Source organism: Streptomyces griseorubiginosus (assembly GCF_017614965.1).
GTDB classification, from domain to species: Bacteria; Actinomycetota; Actinomycetes; order Streptomycetales; family Streptomycetaceae; genus Streptomyces; species Streptomyces griseorubiginosus_B.
Genome location: NZ_WVUG01000137.1, coordinates 1 through 22068, shown reverse-complemented (window position 1 = coordinate 22068; position 22068 = coordinate 1). Strand labels below are relative to the sequence as shown.

General features: G+C 69.8%; 19 protein-coding genes and 1 tRNA gene. 7 read left to right on the top strand and 13 right to left on the bottom strand.

What is annotated here, in order from left to right; translation table 11 throughout:
* From GRC12_RS24330 to GRC12_RS45745, 3 genes are all read left to right on the top strand, one after another.
* The coding region (locus tag GRC12_RS24330) for a sensor histidine kinase (RefSeq protein ID WP_244373706.1) at nucleotides 1–550 on the top strand (550 nt) is incomplete at its 5' end.
* Nucleotides 547–1242, top strand: a complete 696-nt coding sequence (locus GRC12_RS24325; protein WP_208781490.1) for a response regulator — start codon at nucleotides 547–549, stop codon at nucleotides 1240–1242. The genes GRC12_RS24330 and GRC12_RS24325, both read left to right, overlap by 4 nt.
* 242 nt (nucleotides 1243–1484) lie before the next feature.
* Nucleotides 1485–1835: a hypothetical protein gene (locus tag GRC12_RS45745; RefSeq protein ID WP_244373705.1), complete on the top strand. Its 351-nt coding sequence runs from the start codon at nucleotides 1485–1487 to the stop codon at nucleotides 1833–1835.
* Nucleotides 1836–1998: 163 nt separating this feature from the next.
* Here GRC12_RS45745 and GRC12_RS24315 read toward each other — a convergent pair whose 3' ends face one another.
* The 4 genes from GRC12_RS24315 to GRC12_RS24300 form a co-directional block, all read right to left on the bottom strand.
* On the bottom strand, nucleotides 1999–2445 hold the full coding sequence (locus tag GRC12_RS24315; protein ID WP_208781488.1) for a PIN domain-containing protein: 447 nt from the start codon (nucleotides 2443–2445) through the stop codon (nucleotides 1999–2001).
* The gene (locus tag GRC12_RS24310; protein WP_208781487.1) at nucleotides 2442–2684 is read right to left on the bottom strand and encodes a type II toxin-antitoxin system Phd/YefM family antitoxin; all 243 of its coding nucleotides are present in this window, start codon (nucleotides 2682–2684) and stop codon (nucleotides 2442–2444) included. The genes GRC12_RS24315 and GRC12_RS24310 overlap by 4 nt, the downstream gene beginning before the upstream one ends.
* 369 nt (nucleotides 2685–3053) lie before the next feature.
* Nucleotides 3054–3129 (bottom strand) — tRNA-Arg (locus tag GRC12_RS24305).
* 854 nt (nucleotides 3130–3983) lie between these two features.
* Nucleotides 3984–4514 (bottom strand): SbtR family transcriptional regulator, encoded by a 531-nt coding sequence (locus GRC12_RS24300; protein ID WP_208781486.1) that lies wholly within the window; start codon nucleotides 4512–4514, stop codon nucleotides 3984–3986.
* A gap of 173 nt (nucleotides 4515–4687) precedes the next feature.
* Between GRC12_RS24300 and GRC12_RS24295 the strand changes: the two genes are divergently transcribed.
* Nucleotides 4688–4909, top strand: coding sequence for a hypothetical protein (locus GRC12_RS24295; RefSeq protein ID WP_208781485.1), 222 nt, complete (start codon nucleotides 4688–4690; stop codon nucleotides 4907–4909).
* Nucleotides 4910–5051: 142 nt separating this feature from the next.
* Here GRC12_RS24295 and GRC12_RS24290 read toward each other — a convergent pair whose 3' ends face one another.
* Nucleotides 5052–6062, bottom strand: coding sequence for a LacI family DNA-binding transcriptional regulator (locus GRC12_RS24290; RefSeq protein ID WP_208781484.1), 1011 nt, complete (start codon nucleotides 6060–6062; stop codon nucleotides 5052–5054).
* Nucleotides 6063–6173: 111 nt separating this feature from the next.
* Here GRC12_RS24290 and GRC12_RS24285 point away from each other — a divergent pair, with 111 nt between their 5' ends.
* Genes GRC12_RS24285 through GRC12_RS24275 form a run of 3 tightly spaced genes read left to right on the top strand, consistent with a single transcriptional unit; the run spans nucleotide 6174 to nucleotide 9373 of the window.
* Nucleotides 6174–7328 carry a Gfo/Idh/MocA family protein gene (locus tag GRC12_RS24285; RefSeq protein WP_208781483.1) on the top strand — a complete coding sequence of 385 codons (1155 nt, stop codon included), beginning with the start codon at nucleotides 6174–6176 and terminating at the stop codon, nucleotides 7326–7328.
* Entirely contained in the window at nucleotides 7325–8323 is a 999-nt protein-coding gene (locus GRC12_RS24280) for a Gfo/Idh/MocA family oxidoreductase (RefSeq protein WP_208781482.1), read from the top strand. Before GRC12_RS24285 ends, GRC12_RS24280 begins: the two co-directional genes overlap by 4 nt.
* Before the next feature lie 3 nt (nucleotides 8324–8326).
* Nucleotides 8327–9373, top strand: a complete 1047-nt coding sequence (locus GRC12_RS24275) for a Gfo/Idh/MocA family protein (RefSeq protein WP_208781481.1) — start codon at nucleotides 8327–8329, stop codon at nucleotides 9371–9373.
* A 48-nt stretch (nucleotides 9374–9421) separates the two neighbouring features.
* Here GRC12_RS24275 and GRC12_RS24270 read toward each other — a convergent pair whose 3' ends face one another.
* The 8 genes from GRC12_RS24270 to GRC12_RS24235 form a co-directional block, all read right to left on the bottom strand.
* Nucleotides 9422–10411, bottom strand: coding sequence for a phosphotransferase enzyme family protein (locus GRC12_RS24270; protein WP_208781480.1), 990 nt, complete (start codon nucleotides 10409–10411; stop codon nucleotides 9422–9424).
* A 216-nt stretch (nucleotides 10412–10627) separates the two neighbouring features.
* The gene (locus GRC12_RS24265; protein WP_208781479.1) at nucleotides 10628–13489 is read right to left on the bottom strand and encodes a glycoside hydrolase family 2 TIM barrel-domain containing protein; all 2862 of its coding nucleotides are present in this window, start codon (nucleotides 13487–13489) and stop codon (nucleotides 10628–10630) included.
* A gap of 28 nt (nucleotides 13490–13517) precedes the next feature.
* The gene (locus tag GRC12_RS24260; RefSeq protein WP_208781478.1) at nucleotides 13518–14384 is read right to left on the bottom strand and encodes a carbohydrate ABC transporter permease; all 867 of its coding nucleotides are present in this window, start codon (nucleotides 14382–14384) and stop codon (nucleotides 13518–13520) included.
* Nucleotides 14381–15346, bottom strand: a complete 966-nt coding sequence (locus GRC12_RS24255) for a carbohydrate ABC transporter permease (protein ID WP_208781477.1) — start codon at nucleotides 15344–15346, stop codon at nucleotides 14381–14383. The genes GRC12_RS24260 and GRC12_RS24255 overlap by 4 nt, the downstream gene beginning before the upstream one ends.
* A gap of 20 nt (nucleotides 15347–15366) precedes the next feature.
* Nucleotides 15367–16638 (bottom strand): ABC transporter substrate-binding protein, encoded by a 1272-nt coding sequence (locus tag GRC12_RS24250; protein ID WP_208781476.1) that lies wholly within the window; start codon nucleotides 16636–16638, stop codon nucleotides 15367–15369.
* A gap of 271 nt (nucleotides 16639–16909) precedes the next feature.
* Entirely contained in the window at nucleotides 16910–18754 is a 1845-nt protein-coding gene (locus GRC12_RS24245) for a glycoside hydrolase (protein ID WP_208781475.1), read from the bottom strand.
* An 11-nt stretch (nucleotides 18755–18765) separates the two neighbouring features.
* Nucleotides 18766–20013 carry an ROK family transcriptional regulator gene (locus tag GRC12_RS24240; RefSeq protein WP_208781491.1) on the bottom strand — a complete coding sequence of 416 codons (1248 nt, stop codon included), beginning with the start codon at nucleotides 20011–20013 and terminating at the stop codon, nucleotides 18766–18768.
* Nucleotides 20014–20215: 202 nt separating this feature from the next.
* Complete coding sequence (locus GRC12_RS24235; RefSeq protein ID WP_208781474.1) at nucleotides 20216–21880, bottom strand: IclR family transcriptional regulator domain-containing protein; 1665 nt, start codon at nucleotides 21878–21880, stop codon at nucleotides 20216–20218.
* Nucleotides 21881–22068: the final 188 nt, after the last annotated feature.

Genomic DNA, 22068 nt, shown 5'->3' with positions numbered 1-22068 from the left:
TGCGGGGGCCGGGGCGGCCGGTCGTGGTGACGGGGTGCCGGTCGGCCACGGCTATGGTCCGGCGGCCCGTTGCATGCGTGGTATCGGTCCCGCCACGGCGACTGACGACGACCCCGGCCCGGTCACCGACGCCGACCTGGCGCCACAACCGGGGCTTGCGCAGGTGCCGGCCCTCGCCGACCGTCTCCGTAAGACCGGCGTGCCCGTCGAGCTGGCTGTCACCGGAACTCCCGTACCGCTACCCGCCGGTGTCGAGCTGGCCGCGTACCGCGTGGTGCAGGAGGCGCTGACCAACACCGTGAAGCACGCGGCCGGCGCCCGGGTACGGGTCACCGTCGACCACGTCCCGGGCGCGCTGCACATCGAGGTGTCCGACACCGGCGGCACCGCGATGTCCCCGGTCGACCCGGGCCCCAGCGCCGCCGCCGGCTACGGCCTGATCGGCCTGCGCGAACGCCTCGCCATCCACGGCGGCACCCTGCAGGCGGGGGAACGGCCCACCGGTGGCTTCAGGGTCCGTGCCGTCCTGCCGGTCGAGGAACCGGCGTGAGCGAGCCGCCGCCGCGGGTGGTGATCGCCGACGATCAGGTACTGGTCCGCACCGGCTTCAGCCTGATCCTCGCCGCGGACGGAATCGACGTCGTCGCCGAGGCCTCCGACGGCGACGAGGCGATCGAGGCGGTCCACCGCACCCGCCCCGACCTGGTCCTGATGGACATCCGCATGCCCGGGACCGACGGTCTGGAAGCCACCCGGCGCATCCTCTCCGGCCTCGTGCCCGATCCGCCCCGCGTCCTCATCCTGACCACGTTCGACCTCGACCGCTATGTCTACGCCGCCCTCACCGCGGGAGCGAGCGGCTTCCTCCTCAAGGACGTCACGCCCGAACACCTGGTCGCCGCCGTCCGCCTCGCCCGCACCGGCGACGCGCTGCTCGCCCCGGCCATCACCCGACGCCTCATCGAACGCTTCGTCGCCCACGACACCACCCACACCGCCACCCTCCACCGAGACCTCTCGGCGCTCACCCCCCGCGAACGCGAAGTCCTCCGCGCCCTGGGCAACGGCCTCAGCAACACCGAACTCGCCACCCACTTCGGCCTGAGCGAAGCCACGGTCAAAACCCACGTGACCCGGATCCTCTCCAAACTCGCCCTCCGCGACCGCGCCCAGGCCGTGGTGGTGGCTTACGAGACGGGGCTGATCGTGCCGGGGGCAGGCAGCACCACGACCGAGCGCTAGCCACCACCCACCCCCGTCCTTCCAGGAGCCCCGTGTCCCCGACAAGACTCTCCACCGGCCCCCGAGCCGCAATCGCGGCAGCCCTCCTGCTACCGGCAGTAGTCCTCCTCGGCGGGTGTTCGGCCGTCGACGGCGAAGACTGTGACGGCACGGCCGCCGAACTCGCACGACTGGCCAAGCAGCCAATGCTCGCCTCGGCGCCCACCCGCGCCTCGGAACCCGCCAGCTACCGTGGCGTCGGCGTGACCACCGGATGCGACGACGAAAGCGCCGGAGCGCCGTGGCTGCACGCGGACCGCCTGTACACGTTCCCGGGTGACCCCGGAGACGTCATCACCCACTACGCCGACGCAGCCGCCGCGGCCGACTGGCACCGCGAACGGGACCCGGCCGCCGGGGCACCGCCCGCCACGGTGGAGGGCGCCTGCTGGACCACGACGGAGAAGGACCGCCACCTGCTGCTCACCATCGACCTCCACCCCAGGGGCTTCTCACCCGAGCCCGAGACGGCGGCAGGGACGGGCCAGGGCGTCGTCTACGCGGTATCGATAGGCACCGAACGGGACGGCGGCGGGGACACGTGCTGGCACTAAGGGCAGACGCGCCGGCACCTGAAGTGGCAGGAACCAGAATCGGAAGGTGGCGTGGTGGGGGACCTTCCACCCCTTCGGCCGGACGCCCGAGGCTGATCAAACCGCTTCGGGACGGCGCCCTGCGGGGGGAGCGGGCGTCCCTCGGCCAAGCAAGACCGCCTCGCTAGAGATCTTCGGGTAGGAGCCGGAATGCCGGGTGGCCGGTCAGGGGCCGGACCATGCGGAAGTGGCGGTTGGTGGTGAGGACGGCGTCGGTGCGATAGGCGGCGGCGAGGGCGACGTTCATGGCGTCGGTGAGGCCGATGCCTCTGCCGCCGTCGGCGTCCGCGTAGCCTTCGGCGACCGCGATCGCCGCGCTCAGGTGAGCCCGGATGGAAGGCACCTCGAAGCGTCGGGTCGCGACGTTACGTTCGATGAAGCGCGCCGCGATCAGGGCTTTCTGGGCTCCGACACGGGCGGAGATCAGGTAGTCCAGTTCGGCCAGGACCATGGGGGAGATGACGAGGTGGCTGGTTGCTGCCAGGGCCTTCTTGTGTTCCTGGTGGCCGGTGAGTTTCGGGTCGAGCAAGCGGTGCAGGCCGTTGGTGTCAGCGACGGCGACGAGGCTCACGCGCCCATCTCCTTGAGGGTGTGCTCGATCTCGTCGTCGGTGAGGTCGGGCAGGCCAAGGTCGGGGAGGTCGAGGTCGCCCATGGCATCGGTCGGGTACGGGGGCACGTCGGTGTCGTTTATCGGGACGACCCGTGCTACGGGGGTGCCGTTCTTTGTGACGGTGACGGTCTCGCCGCGGGCTGCCGCGGCGAGGATCTGGGAGGAGTTCTGGTTGAACTCGCGGGCAGTGGCCTCCATGTACTACATGTTCCTACACGAGTGGGTGTCGCCGTGCGGGTACGCATCATGGCGATCGGAGCGGTGTCACCGCTTTGTCCAGAGGGTGTTCCGGTGCGTGCGGCCAGGTGTTTCTGTCGGCGCTCAACATCGCCAAAGCGGTCTGGCCAGGCGGGTGTGCCATACAGCCCCCCGCAGGATTCGAACCTGCGACACCCGCTTTCAGGAGTTTTCCCTAAGGGCTTGCAGATCATTAACACGTTGTCTTGATCATGCTGCTGGAGTAGCTGCTCAGGGCTCGAACCCGAGCCTGGAGGGCTGTGAGGGCGGAGTGGAGTGACCGGTGGATGCCAAAGGCCCCGGACCATGATCGGTCCGGGGCCTTTGCGCTGGTGCCCCCGGCAGGATTCGAACCTGCGACACCCGCTTTAGGAGAGCGGTGCTCTATCCCCTGAGCTACGAAGGCTGGGGCCTGTCGAAAACCTTGTTGAAAATCCAGGGCGTGGATCTTCGACGAGGAGCACAAGCCCGCTGGTCAGACGCGGTTCGACACCCTCCGCGTCGCTACCTGAGAGGACAACGTGACGCGCCAACGACTGACCAGGGACAGCGTAGCGGATGCAGCGCCACCGAGGGGCCTCCGTATAGGGCCAGGAGGCCGGACCGGTGAGCTGGAACGCCTGTGACCTGCTGCCTCTGAGGCTCGCAGTGCAAGGTTGATAGAAGCCTGAGAGGCGGGGCCTGAGGGCGGTTGGGCCGTTCTGCTCCCCTCCGTCAGCTTGTGGGCCACTTGGCCGCGTTCGCTGTGCCTGGCCAGGCCGCGGTCATGCCCCGTCGGGTGCACGAGGCACGTGATCCAGTCAGGCGGTCTGCGCCGACGGCAGAGCTTGCGGCAGCGGTTTCCAGTCGCGGCCTGCCCTCACCGAGAACGCCGACGTGTTGAGGATCTCCCGCCGCGTATGTTTCGCCAGTGGCTCAATGAGATTGTCCGCCGGAAGGAATCGGGGGAGAGGATTTCCCACTCTGGCTCGGACGGATCCGTCGATTAACGGCGACTCACCCCGCACGCCCCGGTCCTTGAATGTGCGCTATGCTCCGCGGCGGATTGTATGCCAGTCGGCTTGACGGCTGAAGAAATCCTCAGAAACTTCTGGACGTTCGCCTCTCGAAATCTCTTGAGTAGCATCCCGATGCTCCGCGAGCGTGCCTTCCTTGACGCGCAATGTATCGCCGATCGCCAGGTCAGGGCTCCCGTCCACGAATTCCGTGGAATGGTGAAGGGTTACCGCCTTTTCCCCGTCAGGCCGTCCCGTTCGGAGCTCATGCCACGGTCTGGTCGAACTCGCCCTCGTCGAGCGCGGGGTGCGGGAGGGGCGTTGGACGGTCTCGGTGGTCGCGCATGCCGTCCAGGAAGAGGACGAGATAGCGCCTCCGTGCATCGGGGGCGACGGTTTGGCTGTGCTCGGTGAAGGCTCCGAGCATGAGCTGGATGAGCGGGAGATCGGTGGATTCGAAGTCTCCGCGGAGTTGGCCGGCGTGTTGGGCCCGTGCGATGAGGGCGCCGGCCGCGGGGATGAGGCGGTCCCGGGCGGCGGCTACCCGGATCTTTCCGTGCATGCCCTGCAGGACGGCTTCTCTCAGCCCGCGGTCTTCGGCGAACCTCTCTGCGGTGGCCAGGAAGAACTGGGTGAATCCTTCCCAGGGGTCTTCATGGGCCAGTGCCTGTTCTGCCAGTGAGTTGAGGTGCTCCGCGGCGTCTTCGAAGACGGCTTCGACGGCAAGCGGGTCACCGGCAGGACCTTCACCGAGCACGTCGGCGCCTGTCGTTGACCCCTCCCGCAGCCGCGCCATGGTTCCGTTGACCTCTGACGATGGTCAACGTGGCCGCGTACCTCGGCTCGTCCAGCGATCAGAGCGGCGCCGCCCGGGTCGCTTCTTTTTCATCCGATCCGGTACGAAACAGTTTCGTAGGTGATCGAGGCCGTGCGCGCTCGTGCAAGGCATCCGCACCAAGAGCCACCATCATGCGCAGGACTACCGTCGGCGCGGCAGCCGTCGGCTGCGTGCTCAGCGCCTCGAGCACCCTCGCGTCGGCTGGGGCCGCCACGGCGACCGGCCCCGCCGACTCGACCGCAGTGCACAGCGCCACCTCCGGGCAGGGGCTGGCCCGCACCGATCTTCCGGTCCTCGTCGTCCCCGACACAGACCTGGCCCCCGGTCCCGACCGGCTCAACGAGTCCCGCTGACTGACCGCACATCGTGCAGATACCCCTGAACAGGCTGCCGTGCTCACGCACACTCCAACCCGACGGCCGGATACGTGTGGGCGCGGCAGCCACCGCACGGGCGGGTCACCGCCCGAAGGCCGACGCGGCGCAGTCGGTGTCCTCAGCGGGGGTCGGCAGCAGGTGGCGCCGTCGTCCCCCGCACTTCGAGTGTCGGCGGTGAGAGGACGGTCTCCGCCGCACGGCCCGGGTCCGCGATCCGGTCGAGGAGGTATTGCGCGGCACGGCGGCCGACCTCGTGACTGGCGTTGTCCACCGTGGTGAGCCACAGGTGCCGCAGCCGTGCGAGGTACGTGTTGTCGTAGCCGATGAGGGAGATGTCCCGCGGTACCTGGAGCCCCGACTCCTCGGCCGCCGACAGAGCGCCGACGCAGGCTATGTCGTTGAAGGCGAAGACGGCCGTCGGCCGCAGCGGTGCGCTGAGCAGCCGGACCATGGCCCGGTAGCCGCCCTCCTCCGTCAGGTCGCCCTGCTCCACGGTCGCCGTGTCGTCCAGCCCGTGTTCGCGCATGACCGCCTCGAAGCTGCGTCGGCGCAGTTCGCTGACGACGCCCTGACCCGCGATGTGCGCGATGCGACGGTGCCCGAGCCCGATGAGGTGCTCGGTGGCCAGTCGCGCACCCTGCTCGTCGTCGTTGGCGACGACGTCGACGCGGGGCAGAACCGGCTCGCGAGCGCCCGCCACCACGGTGGGAATGCGCGTGGCCGCGGCGCGCAACGCATTCGAAGGAGGCAGGGTGCCGACGGCGATGAGCCCGTCGACCCCCAGGTCCGTGAAGGTCCGGGTGAGGTCCTCGCCGAGGCGCCGGTTGAGGTGACCGTCGGCGAGCAGAACGTGCAGCCCGCTGTCGTGGAGACGGGAGTTCAGGCCGTCGAGCAGTTCCACGAACCAGGGGTTGCGCATGTCGTTCAGGAGCACGCCGACCGAGCGGGTACGGCGCTCGCTCAGGCTGCGCGCGGCTGCGTTCGGCCGGTATCCGAGTTCGTCGACGGCGGCCAGCACGGCCTGCCGTTTCTCAGGGCGCACCTGCTCGGAGCCGCGCAGCACCAAAGAGACCAGGGATTTCGACACGCCGGCCCGCTCGGCCACGTCACGGATCGTCGGAGGTCTCATGGCTGGACCGTTCCACGAGGTGGGCCATCTTGTCAAAGGGGTTGACACCGGGGGAAGCGGCACTCAAGGTGAGGCCCAGCACGGTATGGACCGGTCCAAAGAAGGGCAGTCATGGCAAGCACGCTCGGTGTCGCCGTCGTGGGGTTCGGATGGATGGGACGGGTGCACACCCAGGCGTACGCACGCATCCCGCACCACTACCCGCACCTCGCCGTACGGCCGCAGCTGATCACGGTGGCCGAGGAGGTGCCCGGCCGGGCCGAGGAGGCCGCCGCACAGTTCGGGTTCACCTCGACGACCCGGGACTGGCGGGAGGTCGCGAAGGACCCGCGGGTCCAGGCGGTCAGCATCACCGCCCCGAACTTTCTGCACCGCGAGATCGGCGTCGCCATGGCCGAGGCCGGCAAGCACATCTGGATCGAGAAGCCGGTCGGCCTGACCACCGAGGACGCCCGCGCGGTGGCGGACGCGGTGACCAAGGCCGGCGTCCAGGGAACGGTCGGCTTCAACTACCGCAACGCCCCCGCCGTCGAGACGGCCCGCGACCTGATCGCCGCCGGTGAGCTGGGCACGGTCACCCATGTCCGCGTCCGCCTCTTCAGTGACTACGCGGCCCATCCGGACGGCGCCCTGACCTGGCGCTACGAGAAGGAGCGCGGCGGCAGCGGGGTCCTCGGCGACCTGGCTTCGCACGGCGCCGACCTCGCCCGCTTCCTCCTCGGCGACATCACTTCCCTGACCGCCGACACCGCTGTGTTCATCCCCGAGCGGGCCCGGCCCACCGGCGCCACCTCCGGCCACACCTTGGCCACCGGCGGCGAACTGGGCCCGGTCGAGAACGAGGACTACGTCAACTGCCTGCTGCGTTTCGCCTCCGGCGCCCGGGGTGTCCTGGAGGCCTGCCGGGTATCGGTCGGCGAACAGAACAACTACGGCTTCGAGGTGCACGGCACCAAGGGCGCGGTCTTCTGGGACTTCCGCCGGATGAACGAACTCGGCGTAAGCCGCGGCACCACGTACCAGGACCAGCCGGTCAGCACGGTCTACGTCGGCCCGAACGACGGCGAGTACGCCGCGTTCCAGCCGGGGGCGGCGACCAGCATGGGCTACGACGACCTGAAGGTGATCGAGGCCCACCGCTTCCTGCGTTCCATCGCCGAGGGCACCCCGCACGGGGCGACGCTCGCGGACGCGGTGCACAGTGCCTCCGTCCTGGACGCGATGGCACGGTCCGCCGAGCAGGGAACGTGGGTGAACCTGGCATGAGCGGTCTGCGCATCGGTGTGGTCGGCGCGGGCAACATGGGCGCCGACCACGTGACCACGCTCCACCGCCACGTCTCCGGTGCCGAGGTCACCGTGGTCGCGGACATCGACAAGGAGCGAGCGGCCGTCGTCGCCGGGACCGTGCCCGGTGCTCGCGCCGTCGACGACCCCTATGCGGCGATCGCGGACGCGGACGTCGACGCAGTCGTCATCGCCTCGCACGACTCGACCCATGCCGACCTGTGCGTAGCCGCTCTGCGCGCCGGGAAGCCGGCGCTGTGCGAGAAGCCGCTCGCCCCCACGCTCGACGAATGCGTGCGCGTCGTCCAGGAGGAGCGCCGCGCCGGCGGGGGAATGGTCTCGCTCGGCTTCATGCGACGCTTCGACCCGGCCTACGTCGAGCTCAAGTCCGCCGTCTCCGCCGGGAGTTGCGGCGCCCCGCTGCTCGTGCGCTGCGTCAGCCGGGGTGTGTCCTCCGCTCCCGGATGCACGGACGAGCTCAGCATCACCGGATCTGCCATCCACGAGTTCGACACGGTGCCCTGGCTGCTGGACTCCCCCGTCATGGAGGTCAGCTGGCACGCACCGCGCCCCACGGCGGCGGCGACCGGCTTCCGGGACCCTCAACTGATGCTGCTGCGCACGGCTGACGGCGCCCTGACCACCGTCGAGGTGTTCCTCAACGCCGGATACGGCTACGACATCCGCTGCGAGGTGGTCGGGGAACACGGCGCCCTCGCCCTCACCGATCCGGCCAGGATCGTGGCCGACTCCGCCCGGGCCCGGTCCACCGGATACCCCGCCGACTGGCGTCCCCGGTTCGCCGACGCCTACCGGCTCGAACTCCAGGCGTGGACCGACGCCGTGCTCGCCGGGACCCCGTCTCCGCTGGCCACCACCCACGACGGCCTGGTGGCGTCCGTGGTGGCCGAAGCCGTCATCACGTCCATGCGGGACGGCGGTACGACCGTCCCCGTCCAGGTCCCGGAGGTCTGACCGATGCCTTCGCTTCCGACGGTCCTGCCCACCGCCCGCACACCGGACCCGATGCAGGCCCCCGCCCTGCGATGGGGTGTCCTGGGCACCGGCTGGATCGCGGAGCGCTTCGTACGCTCCGTCCAGCGGCACACCCGCCAGCGGTTCACGGCCGTGGCCTCCCGTGACGCGGCCCGCGCGAAGGCTTTCGCGGATCTCCACGGCATTCCCGGTGCCTACGGTTCCTACGAGGATCTCGTCGCCGTACCCGACGTCGACGTGGTCTACGTCGCCACCGGGCACACCGCCCATCTCGCCTGCGCACGGCTGGCCCTGGAGGGCGGCAAGCACACCCTCGTGGAGAAGCCGATCGGGCTGGACGCCGCCCAGGCGTCCGAGATCGCCGCAGTCGCCGCCGACCGGGGCCTGTTCTGCGCCGAGGCTCTGTGGACCTTCTTCCTGCCCAAGTTCGACGTGGTGCGCCAGATCCTCGACTCCGGCGCCCTCGGCGAGATCCACACCGTCCTGGCCGATCTCGGCGAGCACTTCACCGCCGGACACCGCATCCTGCGGCCCGAACTGGCCGGCGGGCCCTTGCTGGACCTCGGCACGTACCCCGTCTCCCTGGCCACCTGGGTCCTCGGCGCACCGGAAGAGGTGCTGGCCTCCGGGCAGCCCCATCCCGCGGGCGTGAACGGCCAGACATCGGCGATCCTCCGTGACCCGCACGGCAACCAGGCCGTCCTGCACACCAGCCTCTTCAGCGACACCCCCACCACCGCTGCCCTTGCCGGCACCCGGGCCACCCTCAGCCTGCCGGGCCCCTTCTACCAGCCCGGTGACCTGGTCCTCACCCCAGCCGGCGGCGGCACACCGGTGACGTACACGGAACCCCGGAGCGCCCACGACGCCCTGCACTTCGAGGCCGCCGAGGTGGCACGGTGCATCGCGGCGGGAGCGCGGGAGACCCCGTTGCGGCCCCTGGAGCAGTCCGTCGTCACCCTCCGGGCGATGGACGAGATCCGCAAGCGGTGCGGCATCACCTTTCCCACACCGACCCGTCAGAACTGAGGGCCGAGCGACACCGGGCCACCGCGGCCCCGTCGGTTGGAGCGTTGGTCACCACTCGGGGGCGAGTTCCTTGATCAGGAGGGAGAGCGTGGGGATGTCCGGGAGGGCGGTGAGGGAGGTACGTACCTGATCGTCCGCGAACGCCCGTTCGTCCGGTGTCCTCGTCTGGTCCACCGCGGCCTCCGCCTGGACATGGACGTAGTTCAGGCTGGTCGCGAGGAGCATGGAGAAGGCGTGCGGGGTGCGGATCGTTCCCGGGCCCCCGGCCGCCACGTACGCCCGGACCAGGTGCCGGGCCGCGTCCGGGTTCGGGCGGTTCCTGCCCGACCAGGCGAACACCACCGACGCCAGTTCCCGTGCCGGTGTCGTCGGTCCCGCGTTGTCCCAGTCGATCAGGACCGGGCCGTCCCGGCCGACCAGGACGTTCTGGGGCTGGACGTCGAGGTGGGAGGTCACCAGGGCGGTGCGGTCGGCCGGGGTCACGTAACGGGAGAGTTCCGACGACATGGCGGCGACGTCTGCCAGGTCGTCGGACCAGGGGAGGGCGGAGTCGGCGATCTTTCGGCGCAGGGCCTGCCACTCGGATTCGGTGGGGCACTTTTCGTACCAGGCGATCGGGGGCTGCGTCGGTCCTGCCCCGGCCCGGTGGAGCAGGGCCAGACTCCGGCCCACCCAGGCCAGGATCTCCGGGGCGGTGGGGTCGGCGGCGGTTCCGTCCACCCAGTCGTAGAGCTTCAGGTACGAGCCGCTCAGATGTGGCGGCAGCCGGGTGACGTGTGCGCCCTCGCCGTTCCTCAGCAGGCGGGGGGACGCGATACCGAGGGCTGCGGACGCGTCGCGTAGGGCGGCTTCGCGCCGTACCTGGCGCTCGTCGCAGCCGAAGAGCATTTCCTTCACCGCCCAGTCGCCGGACGGTCCCGACATCTTCCAGATCCGGCCCAGCGCGCCCCGGGTGACCGGCTCGATGGTCCAGCGGCAGGTGCCGGTGCCGCTGCCGAGGTCGTAGGCCGCGGTCACGTGGTCCACGGCGGCGTACATGGGGCAACTCCTCGTGTCGGCGGGATGGGCGCGGACCACCGCCGCCCCGCCGCGGTCGGCGGCGGGACGGCAGGTGTTGGTGCATGCCCCGGTCCGTTCCAAGCCCGGTCCGTTCCAAGCCCCGGTCCGTTCCAAGCCCGGTCCGTTCCAAGCCCCGATCCGTGCCTCACACCCGGGTCCCTGAAAGGGGCATCGCCCTCTTAGAGGGGCATCACATCAGCCCGTCGGCGAGAACACGAACGAGAATTCCGCCGGTCCCGCCTCCAGCCGGTACTGCGGCAGCACCCCCGGTCCGCAGGACGCCGTGCCGATGCCGTGGTGGGCGTGGTCGAGGTTGACCCATACCGTGTCGCCCGGGGTGAGGTCGGTGCGGTGGGTGGCGGCGTCCAGTTGTTCCGTCGTCCAGCGGCGGGCCGTGAGGTGGAACTCCGGGTCTCCCTCGATCCGCAGTCCGCCGAGCTCCGCCCAACGGACGTCGAGGCGGGCGCCGTTCTCCTGCGGGCGGAGGTAGGGGGTCTGGAGGTCGTCCACCGTGGACTCGTAACGGGCGATGCGGGACGCCGACTTGGTGTCGGGGTAGCCCTCACCGGGGCCGCCGCCGAACCACTTCACCGTGTCCGCCGCGCCGAGTCCGAACCGTACGCCCAGCCGCGGCAGCGGCACCGGCCACTCGCCCTGCGGGCCCACGGACACCGTCAGCCGCAGCCGGTTGCCGTCGGACGTCCAGCGGTAGACGGTCGCAAGGCCGAACTCCCAGGCGGCCGGCGCCACCCGGGTGCGGACGGTCAGCGCGTCCTCGGTCGCCTCGACGGAGTCGATGCGGTGGCGCATGCGGTGCAGGCCGTACTTGCGCCACAGCTCCGCGTACCGGATGCCGTCGTCCCAACCGGCGCCCTCGTCGTTGTCGGTGGTCGCCCGCCACACGTCCAGCCGCAGGCCGGTCACCGGGACGTCGCCGATGGCCGTCAGGGCGCCCGTGCGGGCGTCGAAGGAAGCCGGGCCGAGGGTGATCACGCGGTCGCCGGGCACCGGGCCGTCGGTTGCCGGGACGGGCCGCAACGGCCGTGCCGACACCGGGACTTGGCCCCAGGCGACTTCGTGGCCCCGCGGGGCCCACGCGGTGTCCGCCGCCAGCAGCGCCCGTACCGTCCACTGGGATTCGCCGCGTCCGTGGTCGGCCGGCGGTTCGGGCAGCTTGACGTCCGCCGACTCGCCCGGGGCGAGCGCGGGCACCGCCAGGGAGCCCGACTCGACGCTCTCGCCGTCCACTTGGTACGACCACTCGAAGGCGAACGCCGACAGGTCGGCGAAGTCCTGCTTGTTCGTGACCCGTACGGTGCCGTCGGCGGCCTCGAGGGAGACCGGCTCGATGACCTTCTTGAACTCCAGCAGGCCGGGGGAGGGCCGCCGGTCGGGGAAGACCAGGCCGTCGCAGACGAAGTTGCCGTCGTGCAGCTCCTCGCCGAAGTCGCCGCCGTAGGCGTAACCCAGCTCGGGGTGGGTGACGCCGTGGTCGATCCACTCCCAGATGAAGCCGCCCTGGAGCCGCTCGTACGTCTCGAACAGGCGCTGGTAGTCAGCGATGCCGCCGGGGCCGTTGCCCATGGCGTGACCGTACTCGCAGAGGATGAAGGGGAGTTGGCGGCGCTTGTGGGTGCCGCCGTCCAGGCCGTGGCCGATCTGCTCCACCTCGGCGTGGCCGGCGTACATCCGTGAGTAGACGTCCGTGTCGCGGCAGTTCCAGTCGCCCTCGTAGTGCACCAGGCGCGAGGCGTCACGGTCGTGGATCCACTCGGCCATCGCGGTCAGGCCGCGGCCGGTGCCGGCCTCGTTGCCCAGCGACCAGATCACCACCGACGGGTGGTTCTTGTCGCGCTCGACCATGCGGGCGGCCCGGTCGAGCAGGGCCGGGGTCCAGCGGTCGTCGTCGACGGGGTTGTCGCGCCAGGTCTGCTCGGTGAAGCCGTGGGTCTCCAGGTCGCACTCGTCGATCACCCACAGGCCCAACTCGTCGCACAGGTCGAGGAAGGCGGGGTGCGGCGGATAGTGGGAGGTGCGCACGGCGTTGAGGTTGTGCCGCTTCATCAGCAGCACGTCCTCGCGCATGGTCGCGAGGTCGAGGGCGCGGCCCTTGTCCGGATGCCATTCGTGGCGGTTGACGCCCTTGAACAGGACCGCCTTCCCGTTGACCTTGATCAGGCCGCCGGACAGCTCCACCGTACGGAAGCCGATGCGCAGCGGCACCCGCTCGCCCTCGGTGACCAGTTCGCCGTCGTACAGCTTCGGCACCTCGGCCGACCACGGCTGGACCGGCACCGTGACCGTCGTGCCCGTCTCGACATCGATGTCCAGGGCGGGGACCAGGACCTGCCCGTCGACGTCGGAGTCGACGCGCAGGGTGCCCTCGCCCGTGAGGTGGTCGTAGGAGGCGTGCACGAAGAAGTCGAGCGCGCTGCCCGCCGGGCGGTGCAGCAGCGTCACGTCACGGAAGATGCCCGGCAGCCACCACTGGTCCTGGTCCTCCAGGTAGGAACCGGCCGACCACTGGTGGACGCGGACGGCCAGGACGTTGCCGGCCGGCTTCAGCAGGTGGCCGACCGCGAACTCGTGCGGCAGCCGGGAGCCCTTGAACTCGCCGATGTCCGTGCCGTTGAGCCAGACCCGGGCGCAGGACTCCACGCCGTCGAAGCGGATGACGGCGCCGCCGTCCGCGGGCCAGTCCGCGGGCAGGTCGAAGACGCGGATGTGGTCGCCGGTCGGGTTCTCGGTCGGCACGTGCGGCGGGTCGACGGGGAAGGGGTAGAGGTGGTTGGTGTAGATGGGCAGGCCGAAGGCGCCGTCGCCCTGGAGCACCCAGTGACCCGGGACCGTGACCTCGGCCCAGTCCCCGGCGTCGAATCCGGGCTCGGCGAACGAGTCGTCCTCGGCGTCGGCGGTCGGCGACACACGCAGCCGCCAGCTGCCGTTCAGGGAAAGCGACTTCGCGTCGGAGGTCGCGTACCAGGCGCGGGGCGGGAGCGCCCCGCTGCCGGGGGAGACGTCCTCGACGTAGTCGGTGGCCGGGGTGCGGGAAGTCATCGGTCTCCAGGTCATGGTGAGAAAGGCGTCAGCCCTTGATGCCCGTCTGCGCGATCCCCTGGACCAGCCAGCGCTGGAGGAAGAGGAACACGAACACCAGGGGCAGGATGGAAATGGCGGCGGCCATGAAGATCAGATGGAAGTTCACGGTCTGGTTGGTCATGAAGGAGGAGAGCGCGACCTGCACGGTCCAGGCGCTCGGGTCCTGCCCGATGACCAGCGGCCACAGGAAGGCGTTCCAGCCGCTGATGAACGTGATCGTGGCGATCGCCGCGAAGAAGTTCAGCGAGTTGGGTACGACGATCCGCCAGTACGCGCCCCAGTAGCCGAGCCCGTCCACGCGCGCCGCCTCCTCCAGTTCCTTGGGGAATCCCAGGAAGTACTGCCGGAAAAGGAAGCAGGTGAAACCACTGAAGAGCCCCGGGATGATCATGCCCCGGTAGGTGTCGATCCAGCCGAGGGAGGAGACCAGCACGAAGCTGGGCACGAAGGTGACGGCCGTGGGAACCATCAGGGTCGCCAGAACGACGTAGAAGACCTTGTTGGCGTGCTTGTAGGGGATGCGGGCCAGGCCGTATCCGGCCATGGAGCAGAACAGCAGGGTGCCGATGGTGCTCAGGACGGCGATCACCGTGGAGTTCCACATGGAGTGGGCGAACTCGACGGTGGGGTCGTCGAAGAGCTCGGAGATGTTGCCCCATTGGAAGGAGGGCAGCAGCTTCCAGTTCTCGCCCGTGATCTCCGGGTCGGTGGAGAGCGCGTTGCGGAGGATCAGGTAGAAGGGGATCAGGAAGAGGAACGCGGCGACGGTGACGGCGATGTACAGGCCGGTGTTGCCGAGGACACCTCCGCGCTTCTTGCGGTCCTTGCCGGCGTGCGGTGCGGTGACGGTCACTTGTCCTCCCCTCCTCCGAAGCCCATGATCTTGCCCTGGGCCAGCGTGACGATACAGATGAGCAGGGACAGGATGACCGCGCCCGCGCTGCCGGCGCCGTAGTCCTGGTCGGTGCCCAGGGCCGTTTTGTACAGCTCCATGAGCGGTGTCTGCGCCCAGGTCGCCTTGGTGCCGATGATGTTGAAGAACTCGTCGAACGCCTGGTACGCGGCGATGAGCAGCAGCAGGATCACCGCGGTCGAGGTGGCCCGCAGCTGGGGAAGCGTGATGTACCGGAAGGTCTGCCAGCCCCGCTTGGCGCCGTCGATGGCGGCGGCCTCGTACAGCTCCGGCGGGATGTTCTGCAGCGCCGCCAGGAAAAGGATCATGTAGAAGCCGGCCTGGATCCACAGGCGCAGGGTCACGATGACCAGCCAGTACCAGGGCGGGCTCGGGTTGGAGATCCAGGCGGTGTTGTCGACGCCGAACCAGCTCATGACGGTGTTCGCCAGGCCGAAGCGGACGCCGTTGAAGATGGACATCTTCCAGATCAGGGCGGCGGCCACGTACGAGACGGCGGTCGGCAGGAAGAACACCGACCGGAAGAACGCCCGCATGAATGTCAGCCGGTTCACCAGCAGCGCGAGCCCCAGCGACAGCGCCCAGGTGGTCGGCACGATGAACGCGGCGAAGACGCTGAACGTCACCAGCGAGCTGGGGAAGTTGCTGTTGGTCAGGATCTGCTTGTAGTTGTCGAAGCCGATGAAGTGGCTCGGCGTGACCGTGTACCGGGCGTCGAAGAAGCTGAGCCAGATGCTCCAGACGATCGGCACGAAGACGAAGATCACCAGGCCGATGAGGAACGGCCCGGTGAAGAGCCAGAAGTTGAACGTCGGGTTGCCCCGCAGGCCCCGCCGCGGCCGGGCCGGGGAGGCCTTGGCCGGGGCGGGCTGGGCGACCCCGCGTGTGGTGGTGGTCGACATGTCGTGGTGTTCCCGGCGGCTTATCCGAAGAGCTTCTTGAGCTCGACGTTGACCTTCTTGTCGCAGGCGTCGAGCGCGGCTTCGGGGTCGCCGTTCTTGCGGACGGAGGACGCGAGCACGTCGTTGAAGGCGGTGATCATCGTCTGGTCCCAGCCGATGTTGTCGAAGTGGCCGTAGTCCGTGAAGAGCTTGACGCCCTCAGCCGGCAGGCCGGACTTGAGCTTGGTGGCCTGGTTGGCTATCGAGGTGCGCGGCGGGATGTGGAAGCCGTACGAGGTGGCCCAGTCCTCCTGGTACTGCTTCTGGTCGATCCACAGCCACTTCACGTACTCCTTGGCCGCATCGACGTTCTTGCCCTTGGCGTTGACGAAGATCGACCAGCCGCCGTTGTAGACGGACTGCTTGCCGGCGCTGCCGATCTTCGGGAAGGGGAAGACGCCGAGGTCGTCACCGAGGGCCTTCTGCATGGCCGGCATGGACCACATGCCGCCCCACTGGATGGCGCACAGGCCCTGGTCGAGCGAGGAGGGGTCCCAGAAGTCGGTCGGGGCGTCCAGCAGTACGTGGCCGCTGGTGAACAGCGTCCGCAGCTTCTTCAGACCCTCGATGACACCCGGCGTGTGGTAGGCGATCTGGTTCTTCGCGTCGAGGGTGTCGGCGCCGGCCGACCAGATCAGGTTGTTCTGGATCGCGGTGAAGTCGTTGCCGAGGAAGAGGCCCTTGACCTTGCCGGTGGTGAGCTTCGCGGCGGCCTCGATCAGCTCGTCGAGCGTGGTCGGGACGTCGACCTTGGCCTTCTCCAGCATCGACTTGCGGTAGTAGAAGAACTGCGGGTCGTCGATCATCCGGATCCCGTAGATCTTCCCGTCGACCGTGTGGGACTTGATGTCGTTCGGGTTGAAGTCGTCCTTCACCGGGTCGATGAGGTCGCTGAGGTCCGCCACCTGGCCGCTCTTGACGAGCTGCAGCTGCGGGTGGAACTCGAAGACGTCGGGTGCCTTGCTGCTGAGCAGGGTCGCGAAGAGCGCGGACTCGAAGTTGTTGCCGGTGATCCAGCTGGTGCTGACGTCGGCCTTCTTGTACGCCGCCGCGTAGCGCTTGAGGGCCTGCTCCGTACCCGCCTCGCCGTAGGCGTGGAAGTACTGGACCAGGTGCTTGCCGGAACCGGACCCGCCGGACCCACCGCGTCCGTTGTTGCTGCCGCACGCGGCGAGGGTGCCGGCTGCGGCCATGCCCGCGGCGGCCCGGAAGATCGATCGACGGGACCAGTTGCTGTTGCTCGATGCCGACATGCTGACGTCCTTGTCTCTGTTGCGGCTGCGGCTCTGTCGCTCAGCGCCAGATGGCTCAAAGGGATTGCAGTGCGGGAAGCTAAGCGTTCACGAAGGGCTTAGGCAAGGGGTTGGACGAAGTCTGCGCGAAACGTTGTACGCGGTTCGGGATTACGAACGGGGGTGTGGTGCAAGGAGATTGAGGGCCGCCGGGGTCAGGTGGCCGGCGGCCCTCGGTCAGTGGGGGGTCCAACCCTCGTCGGATCCTGGTCGGATCAAGGTCGGATCCGGATCAGGCCCTGTTCCAGGCCTCGTTCGTGCCGCCGTTGCAGCTGTAGAGGATCACCTTGCTGCCGTCGGCGGTCGCCTGTCCGCTGACGTCGAGGCACTTGCCGGACGCCTCGCTGAGGATCTGTCCGTTGGCGTTGAGCAGCCAGCGCTGGCTCGCGTCACCGGTGAAGTCGGCACTGGTCGTCAGGCCCGAACTCCCGGCCGTCAGATACCCGTTCGCGCCTTTCAGGCCACCCTTGGCGTCGTACGCCCACGACTGCTCGGTGGTGCCGGTGCACGTGCTGATGGCGGCTCCCGAGGCGCTCGCGGTCAGGCACTTGCCGGACTGCTTGCCCGCCAGCGCGCCCGTGACCGCCGTACCGCCGCGGCCCTTCTGGTCGAAGACGTACGTCGTGACCGAGCGGGCGGCGAGCGTGGCCGACACCGTGCCGCCGCTCACCGAGGGCCTGGCGACTTTCGCCCAGTTCTCGGTGGCCGACGTCCGTACGGCCTGTGCGGCCCGTACCGGCGTCTTGCTGTTGAAGTGCAGACTCAGCGGGGTGTCGGTGGAGTTGTGGTTGTTGACCACGACCACCCACTTGCCGCCGGAGTCGTAGGAGGAGACCTCGACGCCGTCCGGCGCCCCGGTCACGTTGTGCGCGACCGAGCCCGGGCGGACGAACTTGCTGTACTGGCCGAGCGCGTAGTAGCGCTTGGTGAAGTACAGGCTCTGGTTGCCGTTCGTCGCGTAGTCGGGGTCGTAGTAGATCAGGCCGTCGTTCCAGCCGACGTCGTTCTTCTCGGTGGGGGAGCTGCCGTATCCGCTGGCCAGGGCCACCCACCACTGGAAGGCCGAGTCGTGGGCGGTCGCGAAGTCCTTGTAGATGATCCTCGACATCAGCAGGGCGTTGTCGATGGACGGGTCGTACTCCTGGTTCCAGCCCGTGGAGCCCTTGCCGAAACAGCAGATCTCCGTCGCCCAGGACTTCTGGCCGACGTTCCTCGACGTCTCGTAGACGTTGGCGAGTTGCCCGTCACCCGGGTTGTTGTACGTGTGGTGGGCGAGCGCGGACACATACTGTGCGGTGCCCGGCTGCGAGATCCACTGCGGGAGCTCGGAGACGAACTGGGTGGTCTGGCTGGACTCGTCGGCGATGATCGAGGTCTTCTGCTTGCGGGCCTTCTGCTCGGCGCCCAACGCACGCACGATGTCGTCGCGTTGGTCGACGGTGACCTTCATGCCCTCCTGTCCGCACGAACCGAAGTCGTTGTCCGGCTCGTTGAAGGGGCTGATGTAGTCCAGTCGCACGCCCTGCCGGGCGAAGTGCTGGGTCACGTCGGCGACGTACTTGGCGTAGTCGCCCTCGTTCTCCGGCTTCAGCTGGCCACCGCAGCTCTGCCCGTTGGTGGTCCACTGCGCGGGAGCGCTGTTGACGAAGCCGATCAGGTCCTTGACGCCGTATTTCGCGGCGTACTTGAGGAAGGTCCGGCCGCCCTTGTCCCTGCTCCAGTCGTAGGAGCCGTCGGGGTTCAGGAAGTCCTCGGCGACGCGGGCCGGGGTGGTGACCGCGACCCCGCCACCGCCGATGTTGTAGCGGTACGAGCTCAGGGCCAACCCCTGCTGGGAGAAGAGCAGTCGGGCCACCCGGGCCTGCACCTCCGGGCTGAAGTGCTGCAGGTCGTTGACCCACCAGGCGCCGGAGGCACCGATGTCGTCGATCGTCTGGGCGGCGTGGGGGGAGACCTCGGCCGCCGTGGGGGTGGCGGCCGAGGCGGTCGGGGCGGATATCAGGGGTCCCGCGACGGCCAGCGCGGCCGCGGCCGCGAACAGGACCGGTCTACTGCGGTGGGGGTGAGACACGTGCATCCCTTCCGTCGTCATGAAGGTGGTGCGGTACGGCTCCTTGCGGGGATGGTGCGCTTTGCGGTGGCCCTCTGCCCCACGGACTGCAGCGCCCCCTCGAGCGCGAACGTGGCCGCGCCCAGGCACACCGGGTCGGTGGGAATGGGGGAGAGGACGATCTCGGTGGCGGCCATGGGCCGCTTCAGGGCGTGCCGGGCGACGGCTGCGCGCACCTCGTCCAGCAGGGGCTCGCCCAGCGTCTTGGCGACCCAGCTGCTGAGCACCACCACTTCGGGGTTGATCAGGTTCACGAGGTCGGCGATGCCGGCGCCGAGGTAACGCGCCGTGTCCCGGACCACCTTGACCGCCACCGGGTTGTTCGCGACGACCCCGCGGGAGAGCGCGTCGATGGTGGCGGTCTGGTCCTCGGGGTGCAACAGCGTGCTGTCGGGGCTGAGTTCACGCAGGTTCAGCATGATGCCGGGGGCGCCGACGTATGTCTCCACGCAGCCGTGGTTGCCGCAGTGGCACAGGCGTCCGTCCAGCACGATCGTGTTGTGGCCCCACTCGCCGGCGCTGTTGCTCACGCCCCGGTGCAGCCGTCCGTCCAGGACCAGTCCGGCGCCGACGCCGGTGCCGAGGTTGACGACCACGGCGTCCGTGCGGCCCCGCGCCGCCCCGAACCACAACTCCGCGACCGCGCAGGCGCGCAGCGGGTTGTCCAGGTACAGCGGGTAGGCGATGTGCTCGGTGAGCAGGTCCAGCAGCGGTACGTCGTGCCAGTCCCAGTTGGGCGCGTACTCGGAGACGCCGGTGGCGCGGTCGACCTGGCCGGGGACGCTCACCCCGACGCCCAGCACCCGGGCGCCCTCCACGCCGGCCTGCATGACCACCGAGCCGACGGCCGCGGCGGCGTGGGCGACCACCTGCTCGGGCTGGTTCTCGCCGGGGCGCATCTCCTCGATGGCGCGGGCGAGGACGTTCAGTCCCAGGTCGAACAGCTCGACGCGGACGTAGGTCTCCGCGATGTCGACACCGATCAACGCGCCCCCCGACGCGTTGACGGCGACGAGGCCCCGGGGGCGGCCGCCCGCCGAGTCCTCGAAACCGACCTCGGTGATCATCCGCAGGTCGAGGAGTTCGCCGACGAGGGTGGCGACCGTGGCCAGGCTCAGTCCGGTGGCGGCCGCGAGCTCCTGGCGGGAGGTGGGGGACTCCGCGATGATCTGGCGCAACACCTCGTACCGGTTCGCGGTACGGATGTCGCGCGAGGTGCGCTTCACTGGCGTCTTCACTGACGTCGTCCCCATCCCTTCCCAGGCAGCCCGGAGCCGGGTCGGTCCCGACACCAGCACCGGCGCGGCGCAAGGCTATGGCCTGCGGGGGACTTTCGACAAGGGATTGGAAAAGAGTTGAAGAGACCCGGTCGTAACACCGGTCGTAACACCGGTCGGGACGGCGGCCGGGAGGCCGGTCAGGCACCGGTCAGGACACCGGGATCCGGGTGAAGCGGCCCGCCACGTGGAGGTCGGCCTCGACGAGGGCCGCCGTGCGGCGCAGTTCGGGGAGGATATCCCGTACGCACTCCTCGACCGAGTGGCGCGCGGCGTGCATGGCGACGTTCAGGGCGGCGACGGCGCGGCCGGTGCGGTCGCGGACCGGGACGGCGACGGAGCGCAGCCCCTCCTCCAGCTCCTCGTCGACCAGGGCGTGGCCGGCGGCCCGGACCTCGTCCAGGACGGCGGCCAGGGCGGCGGGGTCCGTGATCGTGTGCGAGGTGAGAGGACGCAGCGGGCCGAGCGTACGGTCCGGCTCCGGCAGGTCCGCCAGCAGCACCCGGCCCATCGAGGTCGCGTACGCCGGCAGCCGCGTCCCGATCGCGAGGTTGACGCTCATGACGCGGCCGGTGGCGACGCGGGCCGTGTACTGGATGTCGGTGCCGGACAGCACGGACAGCGAGGTCGACTCGTGGACGCGGGCGGCGAGTTCGGCCATGCGCGGGCCGGCGATCTCGGGCAGGGTCGTACGGGACAGCGGCGGGAAGCCCAGGCCCAGCACGCGGGGCGTCAGCTCGAAGAAGCGGTCCGTCGCGCGGACCAGGCCCAGGTGCTCGTAGGTGATCAGCGCCCGGCGTGCGGTGGCCCGGGCCAGGCCCGTCGCCTGGGCGACCTCGGTGAGCGTCAGGGCGGACCGTCCCTCGCCGAAGGCCGTCAGCACGGTCAGTCCGCGGGCCAGCGACTCGACGAACTCCCGGCCCAGCTCCTGCTTCGACGCGCCGGTCCAGGTGGCGAGACCGGACGGCGACGCCTCGCCCTTCCGCGGCGGTGCCGCGCGCAGATCGTCCTCCATGGCCCGTACGGCCGTACGCAGTCGGGGCAGCAGGGTGTCGCGGAGGTCGGCCGCGGTGTGCCGGCTGGTGTGACTGACGACGCTGGCCGCGCAGACGATGCGCCCGGCCCGCGGATCCCGCACGGGTACGGACACCGCGACGAGCCCCGGCTCGATCAACTGATCGTCCAGAGCCCACCCGTCCTGTGCGGCCGCCGTCACCCGCCGCTCGAAGTCCTGGGCGGCGCCAGGCTCTTCCCGCGGCGGTACCGCCGGGAAGCTCCTGTCCTGCGGGTCCGCCGTGCGGCGTTTTCGCCATGCCTGCCAGTCGGGTTCGGTCCACTCCATGGCGAACAGCGGGCCCGGTGCCGTGCGTTCGGCCGGGAGGAGGTCGCCGATGCGGAAGCTGAGGGACATCGCCCGGCGCCGGGTGGCCTGGTGGATGAAGCGGATGCCGTCGCGGTCGGCGACGGCCAGGGACACCGACTCGTCCAGTTCGTCGGCGAGGGCGTCCGCGCGCGCGTCCAGCAGCGCGGGCAGGCGCAGGGCGGCGAGGTAGGCGTTGCCCAGTTCCATCAGCCGGGGGGTGAGGAACACGTCACGGCCGTCGAGGCGGACGTACCCCATGCGGGCCAGCGTCGCGGTGACCCGGTCGACGGTGGAGCGGGCCAGGCCCGTCGCCCGCTCCAGCGCGCTCAGGCTCAGCGTGCCGCCCGCCTCCGTCAGCCGGTGCAGCACGGCGACCCCGCGGATCAGCGGCGTGACCGCCTCGGCCGGTACGGCGGACGAGGCGACGGCGTCGGGCTCGGGGTTCGCGGACATCGCTTCTCCGGTACGGCGGTCAGGGCAGCCCTACCGTAATGCGACCGAGCCCGACTCACCGCCGGGCACCCAGGCTGCAGAGCGCCCCTCGGTTCCATGGCAGGGTGCCCTGCCCGCAGGGGCTCCGCCGCACCCAGGGACACCCCGCCCCGCAAACCGTCGGCTGCCAGCTCCCAGGGTGCCTGCCC

Coding starts and splice junctions, on each gene's coding strand:
- GRC12_RS24310 (WP_208781487.1), bottom strand. CDS start 2,684: ATGGAGGCCACTGCCCGCGAGTTCAACCAGAACTCCTCCCAGATCCTC.
- GRC12_RS24300 (WP_208781486.1), bottom strand. CDS start 4,514: ATGGCGCGGCTGCGGGAGGGGTCAACGACAGGCGCCGACGTGCTCGGT.
- GRC12_RS24295 (WP_208781485.1), top strand. CDS start 4,688: ATGCGCAGGACTACCGTCGGCGCGGCAGCCGTCGGCTGCGTGCTCAGC.
- GRC12_RS24290 (WP_208781484.1), bottom strand. CDS start 6,062: ATGAGACCTCCGACGATCCGTGACGTGGCCGAGCGGGCCGGCGTGTCG.
- GRC12_RS24285 (WP_208781483.1), top strand. CDS start 6,174: ATGGCAAGCACGCTCGGTGTCGCCGTCGTGGGGTTCGGATGGATGGGA.
- GRC12_RS24280 (WP_208781482.1), top strand. CDS start 7,325: ATGAGCGGTCTGCGCATCGGTGTGGTCGGCGCGGGCAACATGGGCGCC.
- GRC12_RS24275 (WP_208781481.1), top strand. CDS start 8,327: ATGCCTTCGCTTCCGACGGTCCTGCCCACCGCCCGCACACCGGACCCG.
- GRC12_RS24270 (WP_208781480.1), bottom strand. CDS start 10,411: ATGTACGCCGCCGTGGACCACGTGACCGCGGCCTACGACCTCGGCAGC.
- GRC12_RS24265 (WP_208781479.1), bottom strand. CDS start 13,489: ATGACTTCCCGCACCCCGGCCACCGACTACGTCGAGGACGTCTCCCCC.
- GRC12_RS24255 (WP_208781477.1), bottom strand. CDS start 15,346: ATGTCGACCACCACCACACGCGGGGTCGCCCAGCCCGCCCCGGCCAAG.
- GRC12_RS24250 (WP_208781476.1), bottom strand. CDS start 16,638: ATGTCGGCATCGAGCAACAGCAACTGGTCCCGTCGATCGATCTTCCGG.
- GRC12_RS24245 (WP_208781475.1), bottom strand. CDS start 18,754: ATGCACGTGTCTCACCCCCACCGCAGTAGACCGGTCCTGTTCGCGGCC.
- GRC12_RS24235 (WP_208781474.1), bottom strand. CDS start 21,880: ATGTCCGCGAACCCCGAGCCCGACGCCGTCGCCTCGTCCGCCGTACCG.